The sequence below is a fragment of the Klebsiella pneumoniae complex sp. WS1778 genome, assembly GCF_049472055.1.
Lineage (GTDB): Bacteria > Pseudomonadota > Gammaproteobacteria > Enterobacterales > Enterobacteriaceae > Klebsiella > Klebsiella quasipneumoniae.
On record NZ_JBKGTJ010000003.1, the window covers coordinates 681266 to 706490 of the forward strand.

Consider the following 25225-nt stretch of genomic DNA (forward strand, 5'->3'; position numbering starts at 1 on the left):
AATTTTTATTTATTGCCTTTTTGTCGATAAAATACTCTGCGACGGTTGGTTTTCTGCCCGTTACGCTACTTTTATTGCTTATTTTGTTAAATGTGTTTTATTTCATATGGTTATGTTGTTTTTTGCCGTGATGTTTGACCCACGATTCGGCGTCTGAGCACTCGCCGTGGCGCAAAATCGCGTTAGCCTGTGATGAGTGTCTCGTTTAGATGTTTTTATGCCATTATGCCGGTTTTTGTGGTGGAAAATTCTAAAATGCCGAGTGGCGTTTTATTCTGAATGGCCGAGTAACTATTCATTAGGTTGGGCTGAGAAGGCCTGCGCATCCGCCGACGATAAGAGGATAAGCCGCTGACCATAAAGGTAATATCGCCTGCTGAATATATTTTCCTATCTCACTATCCGCCGCTTTTATTTATTCATGGTCTCGTTGGCCCGCGCTGGCGAAAAAGAATCGGGGATTTTCCGATATAGGGCAGGCGGAAGAGATTTACTCTCTGCATAATATATTTATCTGGACAACCGCAGGCTGGAAATAAATAAACGTTTCTATTACACTTGCCGCGTTGTGTCTTTTAATTTGCTATTTGGAATTTTTTAATTTTATGTCTTCAATGTTACACAAACTGAATAATATCCGTTCACTGCGCGCGCTGTCCCGTGAATTCTCCATTGACGTGCTTGAAGAGATGCTGGAAAAGCTCAGGATCGTCACTGAAGAAATACGTACGCAACAGCAGCTGGCGGCACAGCAGCAAGCGGAATATCAGGAAAAAGTGAATACCTGGCTTGAGCTGATGCGCGCCGACGGTATTTCTCCTGACGAGCTGGTGGCCGATATTCAGCCGCCGATGGCGGGCGGTAAAAAGCGGAAACCGCGCCCGGCGAAATATCGTTATACCGATCATACCGGCGCCGAGAAAACCTGGACCGGCCAGGGAAGAATGCCGAAGCCGATTGCCCTGGCGGTCGCCGAGGGGAAATCGCTGGACAGCTTTTTAATTTAAAACCGATTCGGCCAGCGCCACGACGGCGGGGAAGACCCACCGCCCGGCCTGGCCTTATGACCTGCAGCGAGGGAGCTTCAGCAGACGCCGAAGTCTCCCTCTTCCTGATATCGCGTCACCTCGTCTGACTTCAGCGTATAGCGTTCTCCCTGCTCCTGAGCGGCCTGAACCACCACCAGATCCTCGCCCTGCACTTCGATCACTTTCAGTTTTGGCCCGCCCGCACGCGGTTGCACCAGATCGCCGACAGAAAACATCATTCACTCCTCACTGTTAATACTACGTATGAACCTAAACCATAGCTCAACGCCCGTTCACTGAACACCGGGTGTGCTCTTTTTTGTTAAAACAATTTGGAGGTATATGTATTAGAGTTGTTAATGTTTTGCTGGCGCCATACCGCTGCTGAGAAGGGGGGACGGCGAGGGTAGGGTTACCACCAATCAGGTCAGGAAAGACACCATGAAGTATATCATTCTGTTGATCATTGTTATTGCTGTACTGTATGTCCATTACCGCGGACGGGTGCGCTATCGTTTCTGGCGACAGCTCTCCGACCATTCCACATTTACCGCGCCGCTGAATGGATTTATGTATTTATTTTCCCGCGTACCGAATACGCCTTATCTGCGCCCGGAGATGTTTCCCGAGCTGGCGATATTGCAGCAGAACTGGCTGGTTATTCGCGAAGAAGGGATCCGCCTCCAGCAACTGGAGCAGATTAAAGCGGCCGATAAATATAATGACGCCGGATTTAACTCATTTTTTAAAACCGGCTGGAAACGCTTTTATCTGAAATGGTATGAGGATGCCCATCCTTCCGCCAGCCAGCTTTGTCCGCAAACTACCGCGCTGCTGCGGGATATCCCGTCGGTAAAAGCGGCCATGTTCGCCACCCTGCCTGACGGCAGCCGTCTGCCGCGCCATCGCGACCCCTACGCCGGTTCCCTGCGCTTTCATCTTGGCCTGGCGACGCCGAACGATGACCGCTGCTTTATCGAGGTGGATGGTCAGCGCTACAGCTGGCGCGACGGGGAAGGCGTGCTGTTTGACGAGACCTATATCCACTATGCAGAAAATACCAGCGGTGAGAATCGACTGATTCTGTTCTGCGATATTGAACGGCCGATGCGCTACCGCTGGGCGCAGAAGGTCAACCACTGGCTGGGGCGCTATCTGATGAGCGCCGCCTCGGCGCCCAACGACGCCAGCGATCGCACCGGCGGAATTAACCGGGCATTTCGCTATATCTACCAGATCCGTATTGTCGGCAAGCGGCTGAAAAAATGGAATAAGACGGTCTATTACATCGTCAAATGGCTGCTTTTCGGCGGCATTGCCTGGCTTATCTGGAGTGCGTTTTAACTCCCCTGGCGCCGGTTCCACGGCATGATCGCCAGCAGGCGCGCCATGCCGCAAAAGCCGGTCACCCCGGCGAAAGTGAGCCCGGCGCCGACCGCGCCGCTGAGCAGGAAAAAGCCGCCGTTCACGGTATAGCCCAGCAGCACCCCCAGTAAAATCAGAACGCCAGCGGCAATTTGCACCTGACGCATCAGCGGCAGCGGTTGCGATTTATCTTCCTCAACCGGGAGCCCCGCGGCTTTCCACGCCTGAATCCCACCCGCCAGCAGGCTGACCTGCGCCGGCGCGGCAGCGGCGGCCAGACGAATGGCGTTATTCTGCGTCCGGGAGCCGGCCTGGCAGTGGAAGATCACGCGCTCGCCGGCCCGGGCGTTTAGGGTCGCGCCGCCGTTCAGGGTGGCGAGTGGCACCAGCTCGGCATCGGGAATATGTTCGCGCGCGTATTCATCCGCATCGCGGATATCTATCAGTCTCGCGCCTTGGGCAATCTGCGCCCGGGCTTCGGCAGGGGTTAAGGTGGCGATGGTCATAGGCTCCTCACGGGCAATAGAGCGTTTTCAGCGTGTTGATCACCTGCTGTACTGCAGGATGGGTGATGAAATAGTGAATACGCTGAGCGTCGCGTTCGCTGTCGAGCAGCCCCTCGTCACGCATCCGCGCGAGATGCTGCGAGGTGGCGGAAGGGCTCAGGCCGGTGGCGCGGGCGAGTTCACCGGCGCTGGCCCGCGGCGCGTCGCACAGCATGCACAGGATCAGCAATCGGTGAGGATTGCTCATCGCTTTCATTAGCGTGGCGGCTTCTCCGGCGCGGGCCTGCAGATCTTCAGGTGTAGTCATGTATTTTAGCTTTTTCTAAATTTAGATAACTCTAAAATAAAAAGACCGCCAGCGCCAGCACATTTTCCCGTGACTCAGGCCGGAACGGCGAGATCGGCTATCTGCGCACGGGCGCTGGCGATCCCGGCGTCGCGACCGTGCGGGCGGTTATCCAGCCCTTCGGCATAGATAAACTCCACCTCATGGATCCCCATCAGCCCCAGCACTGCGCGCAGATAGGGGGTGACGGCGTCGGTGCTTTCGCCCTGGTGAATACCGCCGCGGCTGCTGACGACCACCGCCCGGACGCCCTCGACCAGCCCCTGCGGCCAGCTGTCGGTGTAGCGAAAGGTTTCCCGCGCCCGCGCCACGAGGTCGAACCATTTCTTCAGGTCGGTCGGGACGTTGAGGTTATACATCGGGGCGCCGATCACCAGCAGGTCGCTGGCTTTTAACTCGGCGATAAGCTGGTCAGAGAGCGCAACCGCCGCGCGGATGGCCGGCTGCGGATCCGCCGCCCCGCGCAGGGCGGCGAACAGCGCGCCATCCAGCGTCGGCAGCGCCATGGCGCTGAGATCGTGTTCGCGGATCCGATCGGGGTGACCCGCCGCCTGGCGCGCCGCGAGAAATTCGTTAATCAGCTGATTGGTCAGGGATGTTTCGCCATTAATGCTGGATTTTAATACCAGAACGTTAGCCATGATAAGTGCCTCAGGTAAAGGGTAGAGGCAGAGACTAACACTGTCTTTTTTCTCTCTGGAGTGACATTATTTTCCGCTATTGTATCCCGTAAGGAACCAATCTGTGCGCGACGATCTGAACGCGATCCCGGTGTTTGTCACTGTGGTCGAGAGCGGTAACTTTGCCAGCGCGGCGACGATCCTCCACGTCACGCGATCGGCGGTGGGGAAAACCATTGCCCGGCTGGAGGCGCGTCTCGGCGTGGCGCTATTCCAGCGCACCACCCGCAGGCAACTGCTGACGGAAGAGGGAGAGCAATTTTATCACCAGTGTCGGGAGGCGCTGGGTCGCATTCGCGAGGCCGAAGAAGCGCTGCAGCGCGGCAAAGGCGAGGTGCAGGGACGGCTGCGGATTTCGCTGCCGGTGCTGTTTGGCCAGCGCTGCGTGGCGCCGCTGCTGTTCCGCCTGAGTCAGCGCTATCCACTGCTGAAGCTCGAGCTCCACTACAGCGACCGGCAGGTCAATTTGCTGGAAGAGGGGTTTGATCTCGCGGTGCGTATCGGGAGCCTGGCCGATACCGGGTCGCTACGGGCGCGGGCGCTGGGGGAGCATGGCATGGTGCTGTGCGCGGCGGCGGAGTACCTGCGCCGCCAGCCGGCGCCGCAGACCATCGCCGGGCTGAGCGAGCACCGCACCCTCGGCTATCTGCATAACGGTCAGCTGCAAAAATGGCAACTTTACGACCCGCAGCAGGGCGAAGTGCGCTTCACCCCGGAGGCGTGGCTGGTGCAGGATGACTTTGCCGCCATCGCCGCCGCGGCGCAGCAGGGGATGGGCATCGCCTGGCTGCCGGACTGGCTGGTGGCGCAGGCGCTCGCCGACGGGACGCTGCAGCAGGTTCTGGCGCCCAGCGGCCGTGTGCGTTTCGCTATCCACGCGGTGTGGCCGGAAGGGCCGTGGCTGCCGCAAAAAACGCGGGTGGCGATCGATGCCCTGCGGGAAGGACTGCGCCTTGCTAAAAGCACACCGCCCAGCGGTTAAGGGTATCTTAAGGCATCCGGGCGATAATGACAGAAAGATGACGACTGAGAGCTATCGCCATGAACGCCCTGGAAACCCTGAATCAATCTGTTTTTTTCGCGCTTAACGCGCAGCCTGGCGCCGCGGATGGCCTGCTGTCGCTGGCCAGTTTTTGCGCCAATGGCATTGTGTTTATGATGCCGACGATCGCGCTCGGCCTGTGGTTTCTCGGTGGCCGTGAGGGACATCGTCAGGCGCTGTTTATGACCCTGGCCGTGATCATTTCCCTCGGGCTGGGGATGGTGTGCGGGACGCTCTGGTTCCATCCGCGGCCGTTTATGATCCCCCTCGGCCATACCTGGATAAGCCATCCGGCGGATAACAGCTTTCCCAGCGATCACGGTACGGTGATGTTCAGTGCTGCGTTTGCGCTGCTGTCGCTGCGCCTGCGGGCGCTTGGCCTGCTGATGCTGCTGGCCGCGCTGCCGGTGGCCTGGTCGCGGATCTATCTTGGGGTGCATTTTCCGCTGGATATGGTGGGCGCGGCCCTGGTCGCCGTCGGTGGGGTCATCGTGGCGAAGCGAGTCTGGCAGGCGGTCGGCCCACGACTGGTTCTGCTGTGCGAGGCCGTCAGCCGGCGGATGTTCTCCTGGCTGCCGGCGCGCTTTACGCCATAGTCTCAGCGGCGTGGCCGTCCGGCACGGGCGGCGCGACGGTATAACGTGCTGCGGGCGATGCCCAACATCTGCGCCGCCCGGCTGACGTTGCCGTTGACTCTGGCGAGGGTATCGACAATCAACTGCTCGTCATGGGCCTGCAATCCCCCGCGCGGCAGCGGCGCAGGCGCGGTGCGATAAGTCTCCGGCAGCGCATCGGGCGTTAATGTGTCGCCCTCATCGGCGAGGGCCAGCATCACCTTCAGGACGCTCTGCAGCTGGCGTACGTTTCCCGGCCACGGCAGCTGGCTGAGGTGGGTCAGCAGCGCGGTGGACAGCGTCACCCGGCGCGAAGCGCCGCCCAGGTCGCGCCACAGGGTGGCGATAAAGGTTTCCAGCGCTGGCCACTCGCGCAGCGGAGGCAGCGCCAGGGCATACTCCCGCAGGCGCCACAGTAGATCTTCGCGGAATTCGCCGGCGCTGACCCGCTGGGTCAGGTTGCGGTGCGTGGCGCAGATCAAGGCGAAGTTCACCGGCACGCTGCGGCTGGCGCCCAGCGGGGCCACCTCTTTCTCCTGCAGTACCCGCAGAAGGCGGGTCTGCAGCGCCAGCGGCATATCGCCGATCTCATCAAGAAACAGCACCCCGCCCTCGGCTTCGCGGATTTTGCCGATATAGCCATTTTTACTGGCGCCGGTAAACGCCCCCGGCTGGTAGCCGAAAAGCTCGGACTCGATCAGCGATTCCGGAATGGCGGCGCAGTTAATGGCGACGAATTTACCGCTGCGCCAGCGGCTGTGCTGGTGCAGCGTGCGGCTGACATACTCTTTGCCGCTGCCGGTTTCCCCCTCAATACAGAGCGCGATGCCGGCGTTAAGCAGCCGGAGCAGCTTTTCGCCTTCCCGCGGGCTGGTGAAGGGGAGCTGCATGGCCGGCGGGGCGCTCACCGCCACCCGGCGGCGGGTGGGCTCGCGCAGGCGATAGTGATAGCGACCCTGCGGGGTGGTCAGCGGCAGGGGAACGCTGACCGCCGTTTGCGTCAGCGTCGGAAAGAGCGACGCAAAGGTGAGCTGGCCAAACTGCGCCGCGCTCAGGCCGAACTCGCGCATCGCCAGCCGGTTGCCGGCGGTGAGGACGTTATCGGAAAAGACCAGCAGCAGCTCCTCGACGCTGTCGAGCTTGTCCACCTGCCGGTGCAGGCTCATCAGCCACTGCTCAGGATGCAGGCTCTGCTTCACCCACAGATACTCAATCTGCTTTGCCGCTGCTTTCACCCAGCCAAAGGTGTGCTGGTGGGGAAAATCCGCCGGGCCGGAGATATCCAGCACGCCGGCGATACTTCCGTCCGGCCGCTGGAGCGGCATCGCCGCGCAGTACAGATTCTGGTTGCGGGTGAGAAAGTGCTGACGGCCATCGATTTCGCAGCCGTCGTCAATCGCCAGCGCGGTGCCGATGGCGTTGGTCCCACGCCCGCTTTCGCTCCACAGATTGCCGGGCGCCAGCGCCACGCGCTGCGCCTTTTGCATCGCCTGGGTATCGCCAACGGTGTGCAGCACCAGACCGCCGGGGTCGGAGAGGATCACCACCGACTGCAGGTCCGCCACCTGGCGCGACAGGGCTTCCACCACCGGCTGCGCCAACTGCTGCAGGCTGCGGTGGCTGGCGAGTCGATCCGCCAGCTCGCCGGCGTCGAGGCGGGGAAAATCCTCGGTAGCGGGATCCAGACCGTAGCGCTGGCAGCGAGACCATGAATCGCTCAGCAGGGGATTGGCGTTAACCTCTGGTGCGAGAAGAAAGGGATTGCCTGGCACAGGGCACCTCTGGGTCGATGTTGCTGTGTTGCAATATTGTAGCTATTTGGTTTATTTGGTGTTGCGATTTGCAACACATAAGTGGAAACCCGTGCAACAGTGGCTGACCATCTGCCCAGTTAGTGAAGGCAACCTATTAATAAATAAAAAAGATTTAAAGTAAATAAAAAACTGGCATAACCCCTGCAAAGTGAGAAGCGTTCGGCGGCAAGTTTAAAAAATCAATATGCCGCTGCGTCTCAACCCTACAGAAGGAGATTTGCGATGCGTTATGCACACCCTGGCCAGCCCGGCGCCCTGGTTTCATTTAAATCCGCTTACGGCAACTTTATTGACGGTAAATTTGTCGAGCCGCTGAGCGGTGAATTCTTTATGAATACCTCCCCGGTAGACGGCAGCAACATTGCGCAGTTTCCCCGGTCGGATGCCAGAGACATTGACTTCGCCCTCGACGCCGCCCACCGTGCGGCGCCGGCGTGGGGCAAAACCTCAGTGCAGCAGCGCTCCCGGCTGCTGCTGCAGGTCGCCGATCGTATTGAACAGCATCTGGAATATCTGGCGGTGGCGGAGAGCTGGGACAACGGGAAACCGATCCGCGAAACGCTGAACGCCGACCTGCCGCTGGCGGTGGATCATTTTCGCTACTTCGCCGGCTGCCTGCGCGCCCAGGAGGGGAGTACCGCCGAGATTGATGAAACCACGGTGGCTTACCATTTCCATGAACCGCTGGGGGTTGTCGGTCAGATTATCCCGTGGAACTTCCCGCTGCTGATGGCCGCGTGGAAGCTGGCCCCGGCCCTGGCGGCGGGGAACTGCGTGGTGCTCAAGCCGGCGGAACAGACGCCGCTGAGTATTACTCTGCTGCTGGAGCTGATCGGCGATCTGTTCCCGGCCGGGGTGCTGAACGTGGTGCAGGGTTTCGGCAAAGAGGCGGGCGAGGCGCTGGCCACCAGCAAACGTATCGCCAAGCTGGCATTTACTGGCTCCACGCCGGTCGGGCGGCATATTCTCGCCTGCGCGGCGGAGAATATTATCCCCTGCACCGTCGAGCTGGGGGGCAAATCGCCCAATATCTACTTCGCCGACGTGATGGAGGGAGAAGAGGAGTTTATTGAGAAGGCGGTGGAGGGGCTGGTGCTCGGCTTCTTCAACCAGGGTGAGGTCTGTACCTGCCCGTCGCGGGCGCTGATCCATGAATCCATCTATGAGCCCTTTATGGCGCGGGTCATGGAGAAGGTGGCGCAGATCCGCCGCGGCGATCCGTTAGATACCGACACCATGATCGGCGCCCAGGCTTCCCGCCAGCAGTTCGACAAGATCCTCTCCTATATTCAGATTGCCCGGGAAGAGGGCGGCCAAATCCTGACCGGCGGCGAGCGGGCGGCTATCGCGCCGGCGCTGGATAATGGTTTTTATATTCAGCCCACGCTAATTAAAGGCCGCAACGATATGCGCTCCTTCCAGGAGGAGATCTTTGGGCCGGTGATCGGGGTGACCACCTTTAAGGACGAAGCGGAAGCGCTGGCTATCGCCAATGAGACCCAGTTTGGCCTCGGCGCTGGGGTGTGGACGCGCGATACCAACCTCGCCTATCGCATGGGCCGCGGCATAAAAGCGGGTCGCGTATGGACCAACTGCTATCATGTCTATCCGGCGCATGCGGCGTTCGGCGGCTATAAACAGTCCGGCGTCGGCCGGGAAACGCACAAGATGGCGCTGGATGCCTACCAGCAAACCAAAAACCTGCTGGTGAGCTACGGCACCGCGCCGCTGGGCCTGTTCTGAAGCCCATCTCATTACTGAGTGATCCTCAGTCCGCAATCCGTTCGGGTTGCGGATTTTTTTTACTTCAAAATAACCCCATGCAAACGATGGGTTAGTATCGGCGGCAACGGCGATATATTCACATCACTGATATAACTACTTTCACTTGAAAATAAAAACACTTCCAGAACAAGAAATTATCGGATGGGGCTGACTGTCTTAGCGTCGTTTGTGTAGAAATGATGAATATTAATACCAGGAAAATTCCTAATTTTTTGGTGCTGCCCGGCAAGCGCACAATAAAACAAGACGACTTTTTGAACACTTATCTTTAAATTTGTTAATGGAATTGATCTGTTGTTGTTTAAAGGTATTTTAATTTCTTTTGTATAGATATGTAAATTAACATTGAAAAGCCATTTCAAAAATTAAGTTTATGGCGAATACAGTTGTTAACCTACAATTAACATTTACTCAGGTTGCCTTTTGATACTTCGGGTAATATATTTATTTCGCACATCAAAATAACTCTTTTTTCTTCTGCTTGTCATTCATGGCCATCTGTTGGCGAAATAAAGCAGAGTGGAGAGAACGTGTGCCTACTATCCTGCGGAAGGAACGCAATGAACATTTACAGGGAGGAGCTGACGAGCCGTTTCGCGATAGCTATGGAGCTATTAGCGATGATGGAAAATATATTCGTTAACGATGAGATAAATAATGAAAAAACAACCTCGCTTTATCACCATCCTCATAGGGGCGCTGCTTTCTGGCGTCGCCTTCCAGGCTACTGCGGCCAATACCATTAATCCAAACTCGGGCACCAGTGCGCAAGGCGCCGGCGGGCAGATCACCTTCAATGGGTCGATCACCGACAGCTCTTGCAACGTTGATAGTAATTCTTCCGGCCAGCCTGTGGATCTGGGCAAATGGGCCAGCAACTATTTTACCGGCACCGGCGCCGAAACCACGAAAACTCCTTTCCATATCAAAGTGAAAGATTGCCCGGCCAGCGTGACTACCGTCGCCGTGCTGTTTGACGGCGCGCGTGAACAGACGGATACCTCCCTGCTGGCCATCAACGGCGGCGCCAAAGGCGTAGCCATTAAGCTGTATGAGCACGATCAGACGACGGCGGTCAGCCTCGGTAAAACGACCGCAAAACAAACGGTCACTCCGGGTTCCAGCGGCGGCACCGGCACTGCCGACCTCGAGTTTTACGCCGACTATGTCTCCACCGCGGCGACCGTGACGGCAGGTAAAGCCGACGGTACGGCTAATTTCAATATGATTTATAACTAATCATATTGCACGTTATTCAGAGTCAGTTCATTGCGTCCTGATTAATTGCAGATAGCTAAAGAGATAATTGTCATGAAGTCATGAAATATATTCGTGACGCTATAGTTGTTTTTGCTAATTATCCCGACGGGTACTGGCTCTGTTATTTACTGCTTTATTTTATTGTCTGTTCAACCTTTGCCTGATGGTAAGTCATGATGAAGAAAATAATTGCCGTTGCGGCCTTTCTGCTGTGCTCCACGGCAGCGCAGGCCGGTATTGTCATGGGTGGAACCCGTGTGATTTATCAGGAAGGGAAGCGTGAAGCTGCTATTTCAGTCACTAATGCCGATACCCATACGCCCTATCTGGTGCAGTCATGGGTGGAAAATTACGCGGAAAACGATAAGGCCAGGGTGCCCTTCATTGTCACACCGCCCTTGTTCCGTCTCGATCCGGAGCAAAATAACGTCCTGCGCATTAACTTTATTGGCGCCTCGTTGCCCAGCGACCGTGAATCGGTCTACTGGCTGAACGTCAAAAGTATCGCCCCGACGCCCCAGGGCGAGGTGAACAAGCTGCAGGTCAATATTAAGTCGAAATTCAAAATCTTCTATCGCCCCAACGGCCTGGCGGGCGACCCGGCGAAAGCCTGGCAGCAGCTGAAGTTTAGCCAGTCCGGCGGTCATCTGACGGTGGCAAACCCCACTCCCTATTTTGTCTCTTTTTATTCCGTCGCGGTGGGCGGACAGGCAATTGACGACCCTGGCATGGTGGCCCCCTTCGGTCAGAAAACGTGGTCGGTGAGCGGGCACGGCACCGTCAAATGGCGGGCGATTAACGACTACGGCGGCGTCAGCGATTTCGCCCAGCAGTAATTCCCCTTTGTAATGAGCTTACCGGACGGCGCCAGCATGAAAAGAATAACAACAGCCAGGGTGCGGGAGTATGCCGCGTTGCCCGTCACCGCCGGACGGGCGCTGGCGCTGGCGACGCTGCCGACGATGATCTGTTGTCTCAGCCCGCTGAGCCGGGCGCTGGCTGACGACTATTTTGACCCGGCGGCGCTGGAGTTTGCCGACCCGCAGCAGCAAACCTCCGATCTGCACTACTTCGCCAAACCCGGCGGACAGCAGCCGGGGACTTACCCTGTCACCGTGGTGGTTAACGACCAGGAGCTGGGCCAGGCCGATATTACGTTTGTTGACGATGGCGGGAAGCTGCAGCCGGTGCTGACGCCCGGGCAGCTGGCGGAGTATGGGGTTAACGTTAGCGCGTTTCCGGCTTTTCAAACGCTGCATGAGGGTGAGACCTTCACCCGGATCGAGAAGTTTATTCCCGACGCCAGCAGCCGCTTCACCTTCGCTAACCAGCGCCTGACGCTGAGTATTCCCCAGGCGGCGATGAACGTGCAAAGCCGCGGCTATGTCGATCCCTCGCGTTGGGACGATGGCGTGCCGGCCGCGTTTGTCGATTACTACTTTTCCGGCGCGCAAATCAAGAACGCCGATGACGGGGAGAGCAGCCGCTCAAACTATCTCAATTTACGCAGCGGCGTGAACCTGGGCGCCTGGCGGCTGCGCAACGTCTCCTCAATGCAGTACGACCAGCAGCGCCGACACTGGGATTCACAGAGCACCTGGCTGCAGCGCGACGTCCGCTCGCTGAAGAGTCTGCTGCGGATCGGCGATACTTACACCACCGGCGACGTGTTTGACAGTATCCCGTTTCGCGGCGTACAGCTGATGTCTGACGATGAGATGCTCCCGGACAGCCAGCGTGGCTTTGCCCCCACCATTCGCGGCGTGGCGCACAGCAATGCCAAAGTGACCGTCTCCCAGCACGGATATGTGATTTACGAAACCTTTGTGTCGCCGGGGGCGTTCGCCATCAGCGATCTTTACCCCACCTCGCAGAGCGGCGATCTGGAGGTGAAGGTGACCGAGAGCAATGGTTCGGTGCGCACCTTTTCCCAACCCTATTCCGCCGTGCCGTATATGCTGCGCGAAGGGCGAGGCAAATTCAGCCTCAGCGCCGGCCGCTACCACTCCGGGGCGGATTCGGTGCGCTCGCCGGAATTCCTGCAGGGCACCCTGTTCTATGGTTTGTCGGCGGGATTTACCCTCTACGGCGGCACGCAGCTGGCCCAGGACTATCAGTCATGGGCGCTGGGCCTGGGCCGCGGCTTCGGCGAATTCGGATCGCTGGGAGGCGACGTCACCCAGGCCGTCACCCGTACCCCGTCGGGTAAGCGCTATGCGGGCCATTCGCTGCGCGCTCAGTATCAGAAAAATTTTGTCAGCTCGGGCACCGCATTCAGCCTCGCCAGCTATCGCTACTCCTCCAGCGGCTATTACGATTTTGCCGAAGCCAGCGCCCTGGAAAGCGCGCAGGGGCAGCTGGACAACCGGCGCCGACGGGAAGAGATCTCGGTGTCGCAAAGCCTTGGCGATCTGGGGAGTCTGGCGGTTTCCGCCTGGTCGCAGGAATACTGGCACCGGCAGAGCCGGGATGAGACGGTACATCTCGGGTTCTACAGCGCCTGGAAAGGGATCTCCTGGGGGGGGGGCTATTACTACACCCGCGCCAGCGGTCAGCAAAAAAATGATCGCTCCTGGTCTTTCAATATCAATATTCCGCTGGGTGGTCCGCTGTCCGACAGCGCGGTGAGCTACAACACCACCTCGGACAGCAATGGCTATACCTCGCAGCAGGTGTCGCTGTATGGCGCGGTGCCGTCGCGGCCGAACCTGTTCTACTCGGTTCAGCAGGGCTATGGCAATCAGGGACGAGGCAGCAATAGCAGCGCTGCTCTCGACTACCACGGCGGCTTCGGCAACGCCCAGCTTGGCTATCGCCATGACGCCGCCAGCAACCAGCTGACCTGGGGAGGCGCCGGCTCGGTGGTCGCGCATCCGCACGGGGTCACTTTCGGCCAGACGGTGGGTGAGAGCTTCGCCATCGTCCGCGCGCCGGGGGCCGCCGGGGTGGCGGTACAAAACGGCAACAATGTGCACACCGACTGGCGCGGCTATGCCGTGGTGCCGTCCCTCACCGCCTATCGGAAAAATGTCATTACCCTCGACACGGAGTCGATGGCGGATGATACCGACGTCGACCAGCAGGGGCAGACGGTGATCCCCAGCGGCGGCGCGGTGGTGATGGCCAACTACCGGACCCACATTGGCAACCGGGTGCTGTTTACCCTCCGCAATGCCCACGGGCCGTTACCGTTTGGCGCCAGCGCGCAATTGGTCACGGCGGAGGAGAGCGGCAATGCGCCGGGCGGCATGGTGGCTGACGGCGGCCAGGTGTACCTCAGCGGCGTACCGCAGGAGGGGACCCTGGCGGTGAGCTGGGTCGTGAACAACCAGTCGCAGAGCTGCAGGCTGCATTTTCATCTTCCGGATAACCCACAGCAGAGTCTGAACACGGTGAAAACCGTCTCCGGACTGTGCCAGACACGCTGAGGCGGCTATGAAATCTGTTTTTCGTCTACTTCCTTTCCTCTTTCTGCTGACGCTGAGCGGTTATCTTCCCGGTGTGCGGGCGGAAACCTGCCGCGCGAATATCGGTCAGACCACGGTCAATATTCCCAATATCAAGTATTTACCCACGCTGCCGATCAATACCCAGATGACCAGCGCGATGGCGGATAACGGCAGTGGGATCCCTTTTTCCTGCGACCTGCAGCTGCCGACGGCGAGCGCCAAACGCATCGTCTATAAGCAGCTGAAAACCGGCGGCGCGCCGGTGGTGATTAACGGACAGCACGTCTACCCCAGCGCCATCGACGGCATCGGGTACTCGCTCAGCTTTCAGTGCGCGGGCGGCCCGATGCGCGCTATCGACGGCAGCCACTCCGCGGGCGGCGAGTCGGTGGTGGTGTGCGACAGCGCGATGCTCCCGGCGCTGATGACGCAGCAGCAAACCACGGTCAGGATCGCGGTGACCTTCTATAAAACCGGGACGGTGCAGCTGGCGGACGGGACGCATACCAACTCGCCGTCGCTGCCGCAGGTGGGGGAGATGACCATTGAGCAGCAGGCCAGCGGCAGCGCCAGCTATGTCGCCAGCGCGCCGGTCAGTATCGATATGGCTGCCCTGAACGTGGACATCGGCAGCAGCGGTAGCTGTCAGGTGACGACGTCCTCGATCCAGGTCTCTCTGGGCACGGTAAACCGGGCGGAGTTTCACGGTAAAGGGAGCACCGGCGGCCAGGCGAAGCGCTTTTCGATCCCGGTGTTCTGTCCGACGCCGACCGACGTGCGCATCGGCTTTTTCGGCGTGAGCGTGGAGAGCGATACCCTGGCGCTGAGCCAAGTCAGCAACAGCGCCAGCGGCGTCGGCGTGAAGTTGACCTACGGCAATAACCCCGGCGCGGCGGTGCCCGACGGCACCAGCGTTAAGATCAATGAGGCCAGCAATCTTCCGATCCTGAAAAGGGTAACCGGCGCCAGCGCCGGGACCGCCGAGGCTATCAATTTTAACGCGCAGTATGTGCAAACCGACGCCACCGTGGCGGCGGGCACGGCCAACAGCATGGTGACCTTCGCCCTGGAGTATAACTAGCCTGGCCCCGGGGGCAGACTGCCCTGCAGCGGGATCGGCACTACCGCGCCGTAGTCGTCGATATAGTTCAACTGGTACAGGCGAGCGCTGTCGGTGGTCATTACGGTATGGCTGCTGTAGGGCCGGAGCATCACGTTTCTCATCGGCGAGAGGTGGCCTTTATTATCGATCAGCGCCCCGTTGACCAGGGTGATATGCAGAGGGCCTGAGTTCGTCAAGCGCAGGTTATTGCCGCTCTGCTGCCACTGCAGCTTTTGCACCTCTTTGACGAGGGTGGTGGCGATGGCGAGTGGACGATAAAACAGCTTCAGACGGGTGCGGACGACAAATTGCAGCGTATGATTGTCGCCGGCGGTCGGCGGCGTCTCCTGGATATTGACCCAGAACAGGCTTTCCCGATCGTCGGGCAGCCCGCTGCCGAGATAGATAAAGCGCAGTTGGGCGGATTGCTGCGGCGATAAATAGACCAGCGGCGGCGTCGCCACCATCGGCAGGCCGACGCGCGAGGCATTGAGCCCGGCGTCCAGCCAGATCTGCACTTTATAGGGGGTGCTGCTGCGGTTATTGATATTCAGGCTGGCGACTTTGTCTTTTCCTGAATAGATCACCCGTGAGGCATTAATGGTTATCCCGGCGCAGGCCTGAAAGGCCAATGCGCTGAGCAAAACAGCCACCTGAGTTTTCATGATCGCTTCCTTTACGTCGACGTTGCATCCCTGACCGGAAAGCTATTCCTGCATAATGGTAAACCGGGCCGTCGCGTTGCCGTCGCCAGGATCCATGTGGGCTTTATCCCAGGTGTAGTAGAAAGCTTTGAGCCTGAAGGTGCCGGAGCCGCCGTCCACCGGGATCTCAATGCGGGGATCGTGTTGCGGATCGATGCGTTCATCGAGGCTGAGCGGAGTGCCTGTACGGTCGGTGAGCAGAATTCCTACGTTGCCGGCCGGCTTGCCGCGGCCGTCGAGGGCCAGTACGCGATGTTCAGGCATGCCGGCGGGGGTGGGGCCATCCACCACAATATAGTAGGTGCCTTTCTCGCAATCTTTGACGCGAATATCGACACCTACCGCCGGCCCGGTGCCAGACTGACTGTTTTTCAGCCGCGACAGCGGTATGTCGCCCATGCTGACGTTGATGACCCCGTTGTCGCCCGCTCCCTCAAGCTTGCATGCCCCGTTCACAACCTTACCGATAAAGTTCAGCGTGCCGTCTGCCGCGCCAACCGGGCCGGCAACCAGTCCGGCAACCAATGTCGCCAGACACAGCGAGATTAATTTCATTTTCTTTCCTTCTGTATTGCCGATAAAACAGATCGCCAGAGCATGAATTCTGCCGCGTCAGGGGGGGGAATTATTTGCACTGGATATGTTTTTAATTAGTTTATTTAACTTACCAATTTATTTACGTCTGGAAATAATCTGCGCGTGTTATTTATTATCGCTTTACCGGGATATTAGCGTGGGGAAATAGCGGAGTAAATAAGACGGACAATGACCAGAGTGGAAGGGGGAATATCGCGAGATAAAATGTTTTTTTATTTTAATACAATGAGTTAGATTTTTCCTGCTGCTGTTTTTGAACCTAATTTCGACATCACGTCAGGCTGGAAAATACGATCGCTGGCGTAAGGCTACGCCCGGCGGATGAGAAATCATTCACCGGGCGTAGCCCTGTTTCGTTGTCAGATTTGCGATCGGCAACCGCCACGCCGGGTTGTATGTCCCGGAATTTAAAAATAGGATGAATTCCCTGTTACGCGCGGCGGAGGGTGCTGACTGAGAAGCGGCCCGCCACCCCGGCGCGCAAACCCGATAACAATAAGGATGGCGAGATGAAACTGACGGTGGGGCTGGCGCTGACGCTGGCGATAATGACCTGCGGCGCCCAGGCGCGCGATATGCAAACCATCGAGCGCAGCGGTGAACTGAAGGTCGGCGTGCCGGGCGACTACGCCCCGCTGGCGTTTCGCAATGCCGCCGGCGAGCTGCAGGGCTATGACGTCGACATGGCCCGCGATCTCGGGCGCACGCTGCGGCTGAAGGTGAGCTTCGTCTACACCAGCTGGCCCGCGCTCGCCGCCGATCTGCAGGCGGACAAATTCGATATTGCGATGGGCGGCGTGACGCAGACGCCGGCGCGGGCGAAGGACTTCGCCCTCAGCCACCCGGTGGTGGCGAACGGTAAAATCGCCTTAGCCAACTGTCAGGCTGCGCCACGGCTTGGATCGCTGGAGAAGATTGACCGTCCGGAGGTGAAGGTGGTCGTCAACCCTGGCGGCACAAACCAGAGCTTTGTCGATGAGCATATTAAGCAGGCGCAGATTATTCGCGTACAGAACAACGTCGATAATCTGGAGGCGCTGCGGCAGAAAACGGCCGATATGATGGTGACCGATCTGATCGAAGGCGACTATTACCAGAGCAAAGAACCCGGTGTGTTCTGCGTCGCCAACGAGACGCCGTTCGCCGGCACCGCCAGCGATAAGGTGTATATGATGAGTAAAGATAATCCGGCGCTGCTGGAGAAAGTGAACCAGTGGCTGGATAGCCAGGACAAAGAGGTTCTCAAACGGAAGTGGAAAATTCGCGGTTAACGCGGCGGCGCGTCACCGCCGGCGGGCGCGTCCGGCGGTGGTTATCGGCCGCAGTCAGCCCTGCGGCGACAGCGCCTGTCGCGCCAGACCGCGGAAGTAGCAGGCGTAGCCGAGGGTGGCGGTCAGGCACAGCATATAGCCAAACGACTCGCTGCCTTCCTCCACCGTATTTTTCACCACCCGGGCGAAGTTCTCATTCAGTACGGCGTACCACAGGCCGTGCATGCCGAACAGCCGCGAGAAGACCAGAATCGCCAGCAGGCCGCTGATCATCATGCCGTAATAGGGCGTGCGGGTATAAGCCGCCAGCTGCGACAGGGTCTGACGCAGATGGCGCAGCGGCGCCAGCAGCGACCCCGCGGTGGCCAGCAGGGCAAACCACACCCAGCTGCCATGGGAAAGTAAATCAAACAGGCCATCCAGCTCACGGATCAGCATGGCGAGGAAGAAGCCGCCGATGAGGATATTGCTGTAGCGTAAGTGGGGGTAGTTGCGCGCCAGCAGGAAGTGAACCAGTACGATGACGGCCAGCACGCTCTCCTGCACCACTTCAGTCAGCGACACCTCCGGGATGTCGTTGCCAAATACCCGAATATCCACCCACAGGCAGAGTACCGCGAGAGCGGCTGCGACCGCCGCGCCGAGAAAGAAAAGCAAGCTTCGTAACAGAGACATTAACACCACAACTTATAGTTAAAACAAATATCATAAGTTTTGGGAATACATGTTCCTGTTCACTTTGTGCGACTTTGCGGCTGTTTTTTAACATTTTGCGCTTTTTAGCGCCGGGAAAGGCGACAGGGGAGGGGGACTCCCCTGAATGAGAGGCGTCAGAGAATATCATCCACCACGCCGCCGTCGACGCGCAGCGCGGCGCCGGAGGTGGCCGACGCCTGCGGCGAGCAGACGTAGACCACCATATTGGCGACCTCTTCCACCGAGGCCGCCCGCTGGATCACCGAACTCGGACGGTGGGTCATGACGAACGCTTTCGCCAGTTCCTCCAGCGACTGGCCGGTTCTCGCCACTTCGTCTTTCAGCATTTCGGCAAAGCCGTCAGAAATCGTCGGCCCCGGCAGAACGCTGTTAACGGTCACTCCACTGCCGGCGACATATTTCGCCAGGCCGCGGGCCAGCGACAACTGGGCGGTCTTGGTGACGCCATAGTGGATCATATCCGCCGGGATATTGCGCGCCGATTCCGAGGAGATAAACACCACCCGTCCCCAGCCTTTGCTGACCATCGCCGGCAGCAGCCCCCGCGACAGGCGTACGCCGGACATGACGTTGGTCTGCCAGTAGTTGTCCCATGTCGCGTCGTCGGTGGCGTAGAAATCCTGCGGACCATAGATCCCGGCGTTATTGACCAGGATATCGACGCCGGTCACCGCCCGCAGCAGCTGGGCTGCGCCGTCGGCGCCGCTGAGGTCGGCGATGGCGGGTCGCACCTTCGCGCCCGACACCTCATTTTGCAGACGAGCGATGGCGGCGTTCACGCTCTGCTCGCTGCGCCCGTTAATGATGATCTCTGCGCCGCTCTCCGCCAGGCCTTTGGCGATAGCAAAGCCAATACCCGCCGTGGAGGCGGTGACCAGCGCGACTTTCCCCGATAAATCAATCTTCATGTTCCTGCCTTCTGGTTGTGAATCACCCATTAAGCGTAGCAGCGACGGTATCGGTGGGGATCAGTAACCGGCGTGCTTATTGACCAGGTTTTTGAGCGGCAGCCCGCGACGCTGGCGCTGAATGTTCTCCAGCAGCTGGCGGGCGATCACCTCGGCAGGGGCAGCAGAGGCCATATGCGGGGTGATCACCACCTGCGGATGGCGCCACAGCGGATCGTCAGCCGGCAGTGGCTCCTGCGGGAAGACGTCGAGCACTGCGCCGGCGAGCTGGCCGCTCTCCAGCGCCGCCAGTACATCCTCATTGACCATATGCTCTCCGCGCCCGCAGTTGATTAATACCGCTCCGGCGGGAAGCCGGCTGAACAGCGGCGCGGCGAGGATACCCCGGGTCTGAGCGGTGAGCGGCAGGAGGTTAATCAGTCCGTCAAGCGACCCGAGGAAGCTGTCGAGCGCCTCCGCGCCGCGATAGCAGGTGACGCCAGCCAGCTGCTTTTCACTGCGCGACCAGCCAGAGACCCGATAGCCAAGGCGGGCCAGCTGGTCGGCGATATAGCCGCCAATTTCGCCGAGCCCCATAATGCCGATATGGAAGTCGGCGGCGGCGCGCTGGGGATAGAGCTTCCAGGTTTGGGTCCGCTGGTGGGCCAGCGCCCGGTCGAAATGGCGCTGAAACCACAGGACGCTCCACAGAGCATATTCGAACATGCCGTGGCGAAAATCTTCATCGATCACCCGGCACAGCGGGATCTCGCTGGCGAACAGCGCGGGCGGCAGATGATCGACCCCGGCGGACGCGGCCTGGATCAGCTTCAGCCCCGGCGAGCGGCTCAGCAGCTGCGGGTCCGGGAACCAGCAGCTGGCGTACTGGGCGTCGCGTGCCGCCTGGTGATGGGGCAGAAGCGCCGTGACGTCGGGAAACTGCTGCAGGGCGGCGCAAATATCGCGGGCGAAATCCGCGTCGTTACAATCCACAACGATAGTGATATCAGACATAGGCGTTAGTCTTTGTAAGAGGTATCGAGACGGTCAAGACGGCGCAGCCACGCCTGCCAGACCTGTTGACGTTCATGCTCCACGCCCATCAGCTGCTCGCAGGCGTGCTGGCTGAGGTGCGGAGCGATGGTGTGGATCGGGCTGAGGGCCGCCAGCTGGGCGGTGGCCATCTGGATCTCGCAGGCGCGGTTCAGGTAGTACATGATGTAAAACGCATCGGCCACGGTGCGGCCCACCGACAGCAGGCCGTGGCTCTGCAGGATCATGGCGATATTATTCCCCAGCGAGCGCTGGATGCGCGCCCGTTCGTCGAGGTCAAAGGCCACCCCTTCATAGGGATGGTAGCCGACGCGCTGGTAAAACTCGGTGCTGATCTGGTTAAGCTGCAGCAGGCCGTCCTCGCAGGCGGCCACCGCCATTCCCGGCAGCGTATGGGTGTGGATCACGCAGTGGGCGTCTTCCCGGGCCATATGCACCGCGCTGTGGATGGTAAAGCCCGCCGAGTTAGCTGGCGCGTCGCCCTCGACGACCTTGCCCTGCATATCCACCACGATCAGGTTGCTGGCGGTGACTTCGTCAAACATCATGCCGAAGGGGTTAATTAAAAAACGCGGCTCGCCATCGCCGGGCAGGCGCACGGAGAAGTGGGTGTAGAGGGTATCCTCCCAGCCGAACAGCGCCGCCAGCCGGTAGGCGGCGGCCAACTGCTGGCGCAGGTGTTGCTCAGTTGCCATTTAGCGTACTCCCATAAATTCACGGATTCGTTGCAGAGAAGGGGCCTCCAGCGGGCTGCGGATCACCTGCGGGGCGATGTCGGCCTGCACCACGCCGTTCTCCATCAGCACCACGCGGTCGGAAATCGACAGGGCAAAATCCATCTCGTGGGTGACAATCAGCATGGTCATGCCTTCGCGGGCCAGCGACTGAATGACCTTCAGCACCTCGCCCACCAGCTCGGGATCCAGCGCTGAGGTCGGTTCGTCAAACAGCATGATGTCCGGCTTCAGCGCCAGCGCCCGGGCGATCGCCACGCGCTGCTGCTGGCCGCCGGAGAGCTGGCCGGGGTATTTGTGGGCGTGGGCCAGCAGACCGACGCGGTCGAGCAGCGCCAGGGCCTGCTCGCGGGCGACCGGCTGATCCAGCAGCTGGTGGTAGCGCGGAGCCAGCATCACGTTGTCGAGCACCGTGCGGTGGGGGAACAGGTTGAAGCTCTGGAAGACCATGCCGATACGCCGCACCCCGGCGCGCATCTGGCGTTTATCGACGATGGCTCCGCCTTTCAGGTAGTCCTCGCCGTAGAGAATGATCTCCCCGCCATCAATACTTTCGAGGGCGTTGATGGTGCGGATCAGGGTCGTTTTGCCTGAGCCGGACGGGCCGATGATGCTGATCACCTCCCCGTTCTCCACCTGCAGATCGATGCCTTTCAGCACCTCATGCTGACCCCAGGATTTGCGGATGCCCCGCAGATCCAGCGCCGGCGGCGCGCCGTTGACGGCCGGAGTTTTGATCTCCTCCGTCAGCGCCGGCAGGCTCTGGCGCAGCGCCTGGCATTCCGCCTCGCTGAGGGTTTGCGGACGCTTGCGCTGAATATCGAGGCTATTCTCCAGCCCCCGGAACAGCCAGGTGAAGACGGTAACCACCATGACGTAGTACACCGCCACCGCCAGCAGCGTCTCCATCACGAGGAAATTTTGCGCGTACAAGCGCTGGCCGGTGAGCAGCAGCTCGGGTAAGGAGACCACCGACAGAATCGAGCTCAGCTTAATGATGGTGATGTATTCATTGATCAGCGTCGGCAGCGAGATGCGAAACGCCTGAGGAATAATAATTAGCCGCTGGATGCCGATAAAGCTGAAGCTCAGCGCATGGCCCGCCTCGCTTTGCCCTTTGGCCACCGACAACAGCCCGCCGCGGTGGATCTCCGCCATATAGGCCGCTTCGGTGACGGTCATCGACACCAGCCCGGCGATAAACGGCACCCCGAGCAGCGGCTGGGTCACCGGAAACAGCTGCGGCAGGTTGTAGACAAACACCAGCAGCACCATCAGCGGCACGCTGCGGAAAAACCAAATATAGAGTTCGACGGGGATCTTGATCCAGCGCGGCGCCGAGAGCTTCGCGCAGGCTAGCAGAAAACCGACCACCAGGCCGATCCCCCAGGACAAGGTGCTGACCACGATCACGGTCACGCACGCCTGCCAGAATGCCCCAATGCTAAACAATGAAAAAAAGTATCCCCAATCGAACGCCATACCGACTCCTGTTGCGCAGTGCTTATTGTCTTAATCGATGCTTTCTAAGTTGTATTTTTTGATCAGCGCGGCATATTGGCCGTTGGCTTTCAGCGTGGCGAGGGTGGCCTTAATCGCCTCCGCCAGCTCCGTGTTGCCTTTGGCGACGTAGATCCCCAGCGGCAGCGGGTAGACCAGGCGCGTCGAGCTTATCGCCAGGCGACCGCGGCTCTTATCGACGATAATCTGCGCCGCCGGGGCAATCTCGAGCTGGGCGTCGATATTCTTCGACAGCAGCGCCTGGGAGGCTTCCGGCGCCGTCGGGAACTCCTGAATGGTGATGGCCGGTTTACCGTTTTTCAGGCACCACTCATCGGAGTGTTTTTTCAGGCTGGTCACCCAGGTGGTGCCTGCCTGCAGACCGACCTTCACGCCGCACAGCTCATCTTCGGTTTTCGGCTGCACCGCGCCGCCCTTCAGGGCGATGATCGACGCGCCGGAGAGGGCGTAAGGGATGGCGTCGGCCTGCTTCTGGCGTTCCGGCGTCACGTACATCCCGGAGATCACCGCGTCATATTTCTTGCCGATGCCGAGGATCAGGCTGGTGAACTTGGTGTCGATCAGCTGCGGTTTGGCCTGCAGATGCTCGGCGATCAGCGTCGCGAACTCCGGGTCGAGACCGACGATGTTGTTATTGCTGTCATAGGACTCAAACGGCGGGTAGGTAACCTCCATCCCCACCTTAAAGACGCCCTCGGTCAGCAGTTCCGCCGCCTGGGTGACAGAGGAGAAACAGGCGCTGACGGCGAGGGTAAGCGCGACGCGGCGCGAGATTTTTTTCAGGGTGCTAGTCATCATGGTTCCTCACGGGGGGTTAGGGGGTTTTTTTGCTGTGCCTGTTTTTTCAAATGGCCAAAGGTATTGGTGCCGCGCGCGCGCTCCGGCAGCTGGAGCTCGCCGCGATTGACCTTCTCGCGCAGATAGCGATAGGTTTGCAGCGCCTGGCTCCACATATGCTCTCCGATGCTCAGCTCCTGATATTCGCTGGCTTCGCCGGCGGCCAGAAAGGTCGGTAGCGGGCGGATCAGCGTGTGGTAATCGCAGGCGAAAAACAGCGGGAAGGAGTACCGCTCCTGCGGCACTTTGCGCACCCGGTGGGCTGTAGCAACAAATGTGCCAGCGCTGAGCACTTCCAGCATGTCGCCGATATTGATCACGAACGCCTCTTCTCCGGCGGCGTTCGTGACGGGAGGCGCGTCGATCCACACGCTTTCTTCATTGAGGACTTCAAGCCCGGGCTGGTCGGCGAGCAGCAGGGTGAAGCACTCATAGTCGGTGTGTGCACCAATTCCGGGAACATCTTCGACGCTGGCGTCGAACGGGTAATGGATTAGCCGCAGCTTAGCCGGCGGGCAGGTCACCATCGGTTTGAAATACCCTTCCGGCAGGCCGAGCGCGAGGGCGAAAGCGTCGAACAGGCGGTGGCCGAGGGCGAAGACTGCATCGTAGTAGGCCAGCACCCGCGCGCGGAAATCCGGCAGATCGGGCCACTCGTTGGCGCCGATCAGCGGCGTACCGGCGAGCACCAGCGGATGGTCGTCCGCCGCCTGGAAGCCGATATCGAACGCCTCTTTATGGTCCGGCTTGCCGGCGCCGTAGATCTCTTCTCCTTCCGGGACGTAGCCCTTATGGCTTTTGGAGCGGCCGATGTAGTAGTTCATCTTCTCCTCCATCGGCAGGGCGAAGATCTGCTTCGCCGCCGCGCGGACGCCGGTGATCAGCGCCGGGTCGATGCCGTGGCCGGTGATGTAGAAAAAGCCCACCTCGCGCGCCGCGCGGCCGATGGCGTCGGCCACCGCCTGGCGCCTGGCGAGATCGTCGCCGGCCAGATCGCGGATATCGATGGTCGGGAGTTCAGTAAAAGCGTGCTTCACGGCGGTCATGGCTGCGGTTCCTGTTCAGTGAGCGTTAAAAACTGCTGAAAGTGGGCCTGCTGGCGCGCGGCCATCCAGGCGTTGAGCGACCAGAGATCGGCCACCGGAACGTTGGTGAACGGCAGGTGGTGCAGATAGCCGTCGGCGCCAAACTCCGGCGTCAGGGTAGTTTGCTGATAGCCGCGCCGGCGCTGTGAATGCCAGATTTGCTCCCAGAAGCGCTCGGCAAAGGCCAGCGCCGGCTGATACTCCGGCGCCGCCGGGTGCGGCACCTGCGGCCCCTGGTCGTAGCCCACCCGGGCCTGCACGTGATGCACGCGGTCGATAAAGGCGCTGAAGTCATCGCAGGGGTCATCCAGCAAGCGCTCGCTGACCACCACCCAGTGGCTGATGTCGGCGGTAATGCGCAACTGGGGGAGTTGCTGAACGATCTCCAGGGTGAGCCACGGGCTGTACAGCGAGGTGGCGCGATGGGTTTCAAAGCTGCAGGTCAACCCAAACCCGGCGGCCAGCTCGTGCGCCTTGCCGAGAAAATCGACCTGCTGCGCCAGCGGCCAGCGATCGTTGCCCGCCAGCAGATTGACAAAGCGCGGGTTGAGGCTGCTGGCCTCGGCGAAGCGGGTCTGCAGGCGCGCCAGATGCTGCTCCGGCGTTTCATGCTGGGCGGGGAGCACCCCACCGCCGCTGAAGAGGATGGCGATATACTCCAGCCCCGACGCCTGCAGGCGGTCGGCGAGCTGCCGCCGCTCCTCCGCCGTCAACGGGACGCGGGCTTCGATACCGCAGCAGCCGACGCGCTGCAGTTCATCCAGCGTTTGCGGCCAGGGGGTCGTCACTCCCCAGAGGGTGCGAAAGCATTTCAGCTCCATGGCGGCT

General features: G+C 59.8%; 24 protein-coding genes and 1 pseudogene. 10 read left to right on the top strand and 15 right to left on the bottom strand.

What is annotated here, in order from left to right; translation table 11 throughout:
- Positions 1–605 precede the first annotated feature (605 nt).
- The gene (gene stpA, locus ACLEXF_RS17895) at positions 606–1007 is read left to right on the top strand and encodes a DNA-binding protein StpA (RefSeq protein WP_004205720.1); all 402 of its coding nucleotides are present in this window, start codon (positions 606–608) and stop codon (positions 1005–1007) included.
- 77 nt (positions 1008–1084) lie between these two features.
- On the opposite strand, the gene ACLEXF_RS17900 is transcribed toward stpA, so the two are convergent.
- A complete protein-coding gene (locus ACLEXF_RS17900) occupies positions 1085–1264 on the bottom strand; it encodes a hypothetical protein (RefSeq protein WP_004205721.1) in 180 nt (59 codons plus the stop codon).
- Positions 1265–1469: 205 nt separating this feature from the next.
- Between ACLEXF_RS17900 and lpxO the strand changes: the two genes are divergently transcribed.
- Positions 1470–2372 carry a lipid A hydroxylase LpxO gene (gene lpxO / locus ACLEXF_RS17905; RefSeq protein ID WP_004205722.1) on the top strand — a complete coding sequence of 301 codons (903 nt, stop codon included), beginning with the start codon at positions 1470–1472 and terminating at the stop codon, positions 2370–2372.
- On the opposite strand, the pseudogene ACLEXF_RS17910 reads toward lpxO, so the two are convergent.
- The 3 genes and pseudogenes from ACLEXF_RS17910 to ACLEXF_RS17920 form a co-directional block, all read right to left on the bottom strand.
- Positions 2353–2899, bottom strand: a pseudogene (locus ACLEXF_RS17910) (rhodanese family protein). The gene lpxO and the pseudogene ACLEXF_RS17910 overlap by 20 nt on opposite strands.
- A gap of 7 nt (positions 2900–2906) precedes the next feature.
- On the bottom strand, positions 2907–3206 hold the full coding sequence (locus ACLEXF_RS17915; protein WP_048295417.1) for an ArsR/SmtB family transcription factor: 300 nt from the start codon (positions 3204–3206) through the stop codon (positions 2907–2909).
- A gap of 74 nt (positions 3207–3280) precedes the next feature.
- Entirely contained in the window at positions 3281–3886 is a 606-nt protein-coding gene (locus ACLEXF_RS17920; protein WP_004205724.1) for an FMN-dependent NADH-azoreductase, read from the bottom strand.
- 103 nt (positions 3887–3989) lie between these two features.
- Here ACLEXF_RS17920 and ACLEXF_RS17925 point away from each other — a divergent pair, with 103 nt between their 5' ends.
- Together ACLEXF_RS17925 and ACLEXF_RS17930 are read left to right on the top strand one after the other, a co-directional pair.
- The gene (locus tag ACLEXF_RS17925) at positions 3990–4907 is read left to right on the top strand and encodes a LysR family transcriptional regulator (protein WP_032456493.1); all 918 of its coding nucleotides are present in this window, start codon (positions 3990–3992) and stop codon (positions 4905–4907) included.
- Between the two features lie 59 nt (positions 4908–4966).
- A complete protein-coding gene (locus ACLEXF_RS17930; RefSeq protein ID WP_004205726.1) occupies positions 4967–5563 on the top strand; it encodes an undecaprenyl-diphosphatase in 597 nt (198 codons plus the stop codon).
- A gap of 2 nt (positions 5564–5565) precedes the next feature.
- On the opposite strand, the gene ACLEXF_RS17935 is transcribed toward ACLEXF_RS17930, so the two are convergent.
- Positions 5566–7353: a sigma-54-dependent Fis family transcriptional regulator gene (locus ACLEXF_RS17935; RefSeq protein ID WP_004205727.1), complete on the bottom strand. Its 1788-nt coding sequence runs from the start codon at positions 7351–7353 to the stop codon at positions 5566–5568.
- A 264-nt stretch (positions 7354–7617) separates the two neighbouring features.
- Here ACLEXF_RS17935 and exaC point away from each other — a divergent pair, with 264 nt between their 5' ends.
- The 5 genes from exaC to ACLEXF_RS17960 all read left to right on the top strand — a co-directional run bounded on the left by exaC (position 7618) and on the right by ACLEXF_RS17960 (position 14970).
- Positions 7618–9138, top strand: coding sequence for an acetaldehyde dehydrogenase ExaC (gene exaC / locus ACLEXF_RS17940; RefSeq protein ID WP_004205728.1), 1521 nt, complete (start codon positions 7618–7620; stop codon positions 9136–9138).
- Between the two features lie 699 nt (positions 9139–9837).
- A complete protein-coding gene (locus ACLEXF_RS17945; protein ID WP_064150752.1) occupies positions 9838–10419 on the top strand; it encodes a fimbrial protein in 582 nt (193 codons plus the stop codon).
- 194 nt (positions 10420–10613) lie between these two features.
- Positions 10614–11276 (top strand): fimbrial biogenesis chaperone, encoded by a 663-nt coding sequence (locus ACLEXF_RS17950; RefSeq protein ID WP_032426129.1) that lies wholly within the window; start codon positions 10614–10616, stop codon positions 11274–11276.
- 36 nt (positions 11277–11312) lie between these two features.
- Positions 11313–13868, top strand: a complete 2556-nt coding sequence (locus ACLEXF_RS17955) for a fimbria/pilus outer membrane usher protein (protein WP_407259617.1) — start codon at positions 11313–11315, stop codon at positions 13866–13868.
- A gap of 7 nt (positions 13869–13875) precedes the next feature.
- Positions 13876–14970, top strand: coding sequence for a fimbrial protein (locus ACLEXF_RS17960; protein WP_048325436.1), 1095 nt, complete (start codon positions 13876–13878; stop codon positions 14968–14970).
- Here ACLEXF_RS17960 and ACLEXF_RS17965 read toward each other — a convergent pair.
- Both ACLEXF_RS17965 and ACLEXF_RS17970 read right to left on the bottom strand, forming a co-directional pair.
- Complete coding sequence (locus tag ACLEXF_RS17965) at positions 14967–15656, bottom strand: fimbrial biogenesis chaperone (RefSeq protein ID WP_180242164.1); 690 nt, start codon at positions 15654–15656, stop codon at positions 14967–14969. The genes ACLEXF_RS17960 and ACLEXF_RS17965 overlap by 4 nt on opposite strands.
- A gap of 42 nt (positions 15657–15698) precedes the next feature.
- Positions 15699–16250, bottom strand: coding sequence for a fimbrial protein (locus ACLEXF_RS17970; protein ID WP_017900630.1), 552 nt, complete (start codon positions 16248–16250; stop codon positions 15699–15701).
- Positions 16251–16801: 551 nt separating this feature from the next.
- On the opposite strand from ACLEXF_RS17970, the gene ACLEXF_RS17975 reads away from it, so the two are divergent.
- Positions 16802–17563: a transporter substrate-binding domain-containing protein gene (locus tag ACLEXF_RS17975; RefSeq protein ID WP_048295410.1), complete on the top strand. Its 762-nt coding sequence runs from the start codon at positions 16802–16804 to the stop codon at positions 17561–17563.
- 54 nt (positions 17564–17617) lie between these two features.
- Here ACLEXF_RS17975 and ACLEXF_RS17980 read toward each other — a convergent pair whose 3' ends face one another.
- The 8 genes from ACLEXF_RS17980 to ACLEXF_RS18015 form a co-directional block, all read right to left on the bottom strand.
- Positions 17618–18238: a hypothetical protein gene (locus tag ACLEXF_RS17980; RefSeq protein ID WP_004205741.1), complete on the bottom strand. Its 621-nt coding sequence runs from the start codon at positions 18236–18238 to the stop codon at positions 17618–17620.
- Positions 18239–18393: 155 nt separating this feature from the next.
- Positions 18394–19188, bottom strand: coding sequence for an SDR family NAD(P)-dependent oxidoreductase (locus tag ACLEXF_RS17985; protein WP_043521343.1), 795 nt, complete (start codon positions 19186–19188; stop codon positions 18394–18396).
- 60 nt (positions 19189–19248) lie between these two features.
- On the bottom strand, positions 19249–20181 hold the full coding sequence (locus ACLEXF_RS17990; RefSeq protein WP_064795142.1) for a 2-hydroxyacid dehydrogenase: 933 nt from the start codon (positions 20179–20181) through the stop codon (positions 19249–19251).
- Between the two features lie 5 nt (positions 20182–20186).
- Positions 20187–20915 (bottom strand): class II aldolase/adducin family protein, encoded by a 729-nt coding sequence (locus tag ACLEXF_RS17995; protein ID WP_004899997.1) that lies wholly within the window; start codon positions 20913–20915, stop codon positions 20187–20189.
- Positions 20916–22436 carry an amino acid ABC transporter permease/ATP-binding protein gene (locus tag ACLEXF_RS18000; RefSeq protein WP_023318955.1) on the bottom strand — a complete coding sequence of 507 codons (1521 nt, stop codon included), beginning with the start codon at positions 22434–22436 and terminating at the stop codon, positions 20916–20918.
- Positions 22437–22466: 30 nt separating this feature from the next.
- Positions 22467–23270, bottom strand: coding sequence for an ABC transporter substrate-binding protein (locus tag ACLEXF_RS18005; RefSeq protein WP_186921289.1), 804 nt, complete (start codon positions 23268–23270; stop codon positions 22467–22469).
- Positions 23270–24358 carry an isopenicillin N synthase family dioxygenase gene (locus tag ACLEXF_RS18010; protein WP_407259618.1) on the bottom strand — a complete coding sequence of 363 codons (1089 nt, stop codon included), beginning with the start codon at positions 24356–24358 and terminating at the stop codon, positions 23270–23272. The genes ACLEXF_RS18005 and ACLEXF_RS18010 overlap by 1 nt, the downstream gene beginning before the upstream one ends.
- Positions 24355–25218, bottom strand: coding sequence for a sugar phosphate isomerase/epimerase family protein (locus ACLEXF_RS18015; protein ID WP_407259619.1), 864 nt, complete (start codon positions 25216–25218; stop codon positions 24355–24357). The genes ACLEXF_RS18010 and ACLEXF_RS18015 overlap by 4 nt, the downstream gene beginning before the upstream one ends.
- Positions 25219–25225 lie beyond the last annotated feature (7 nt).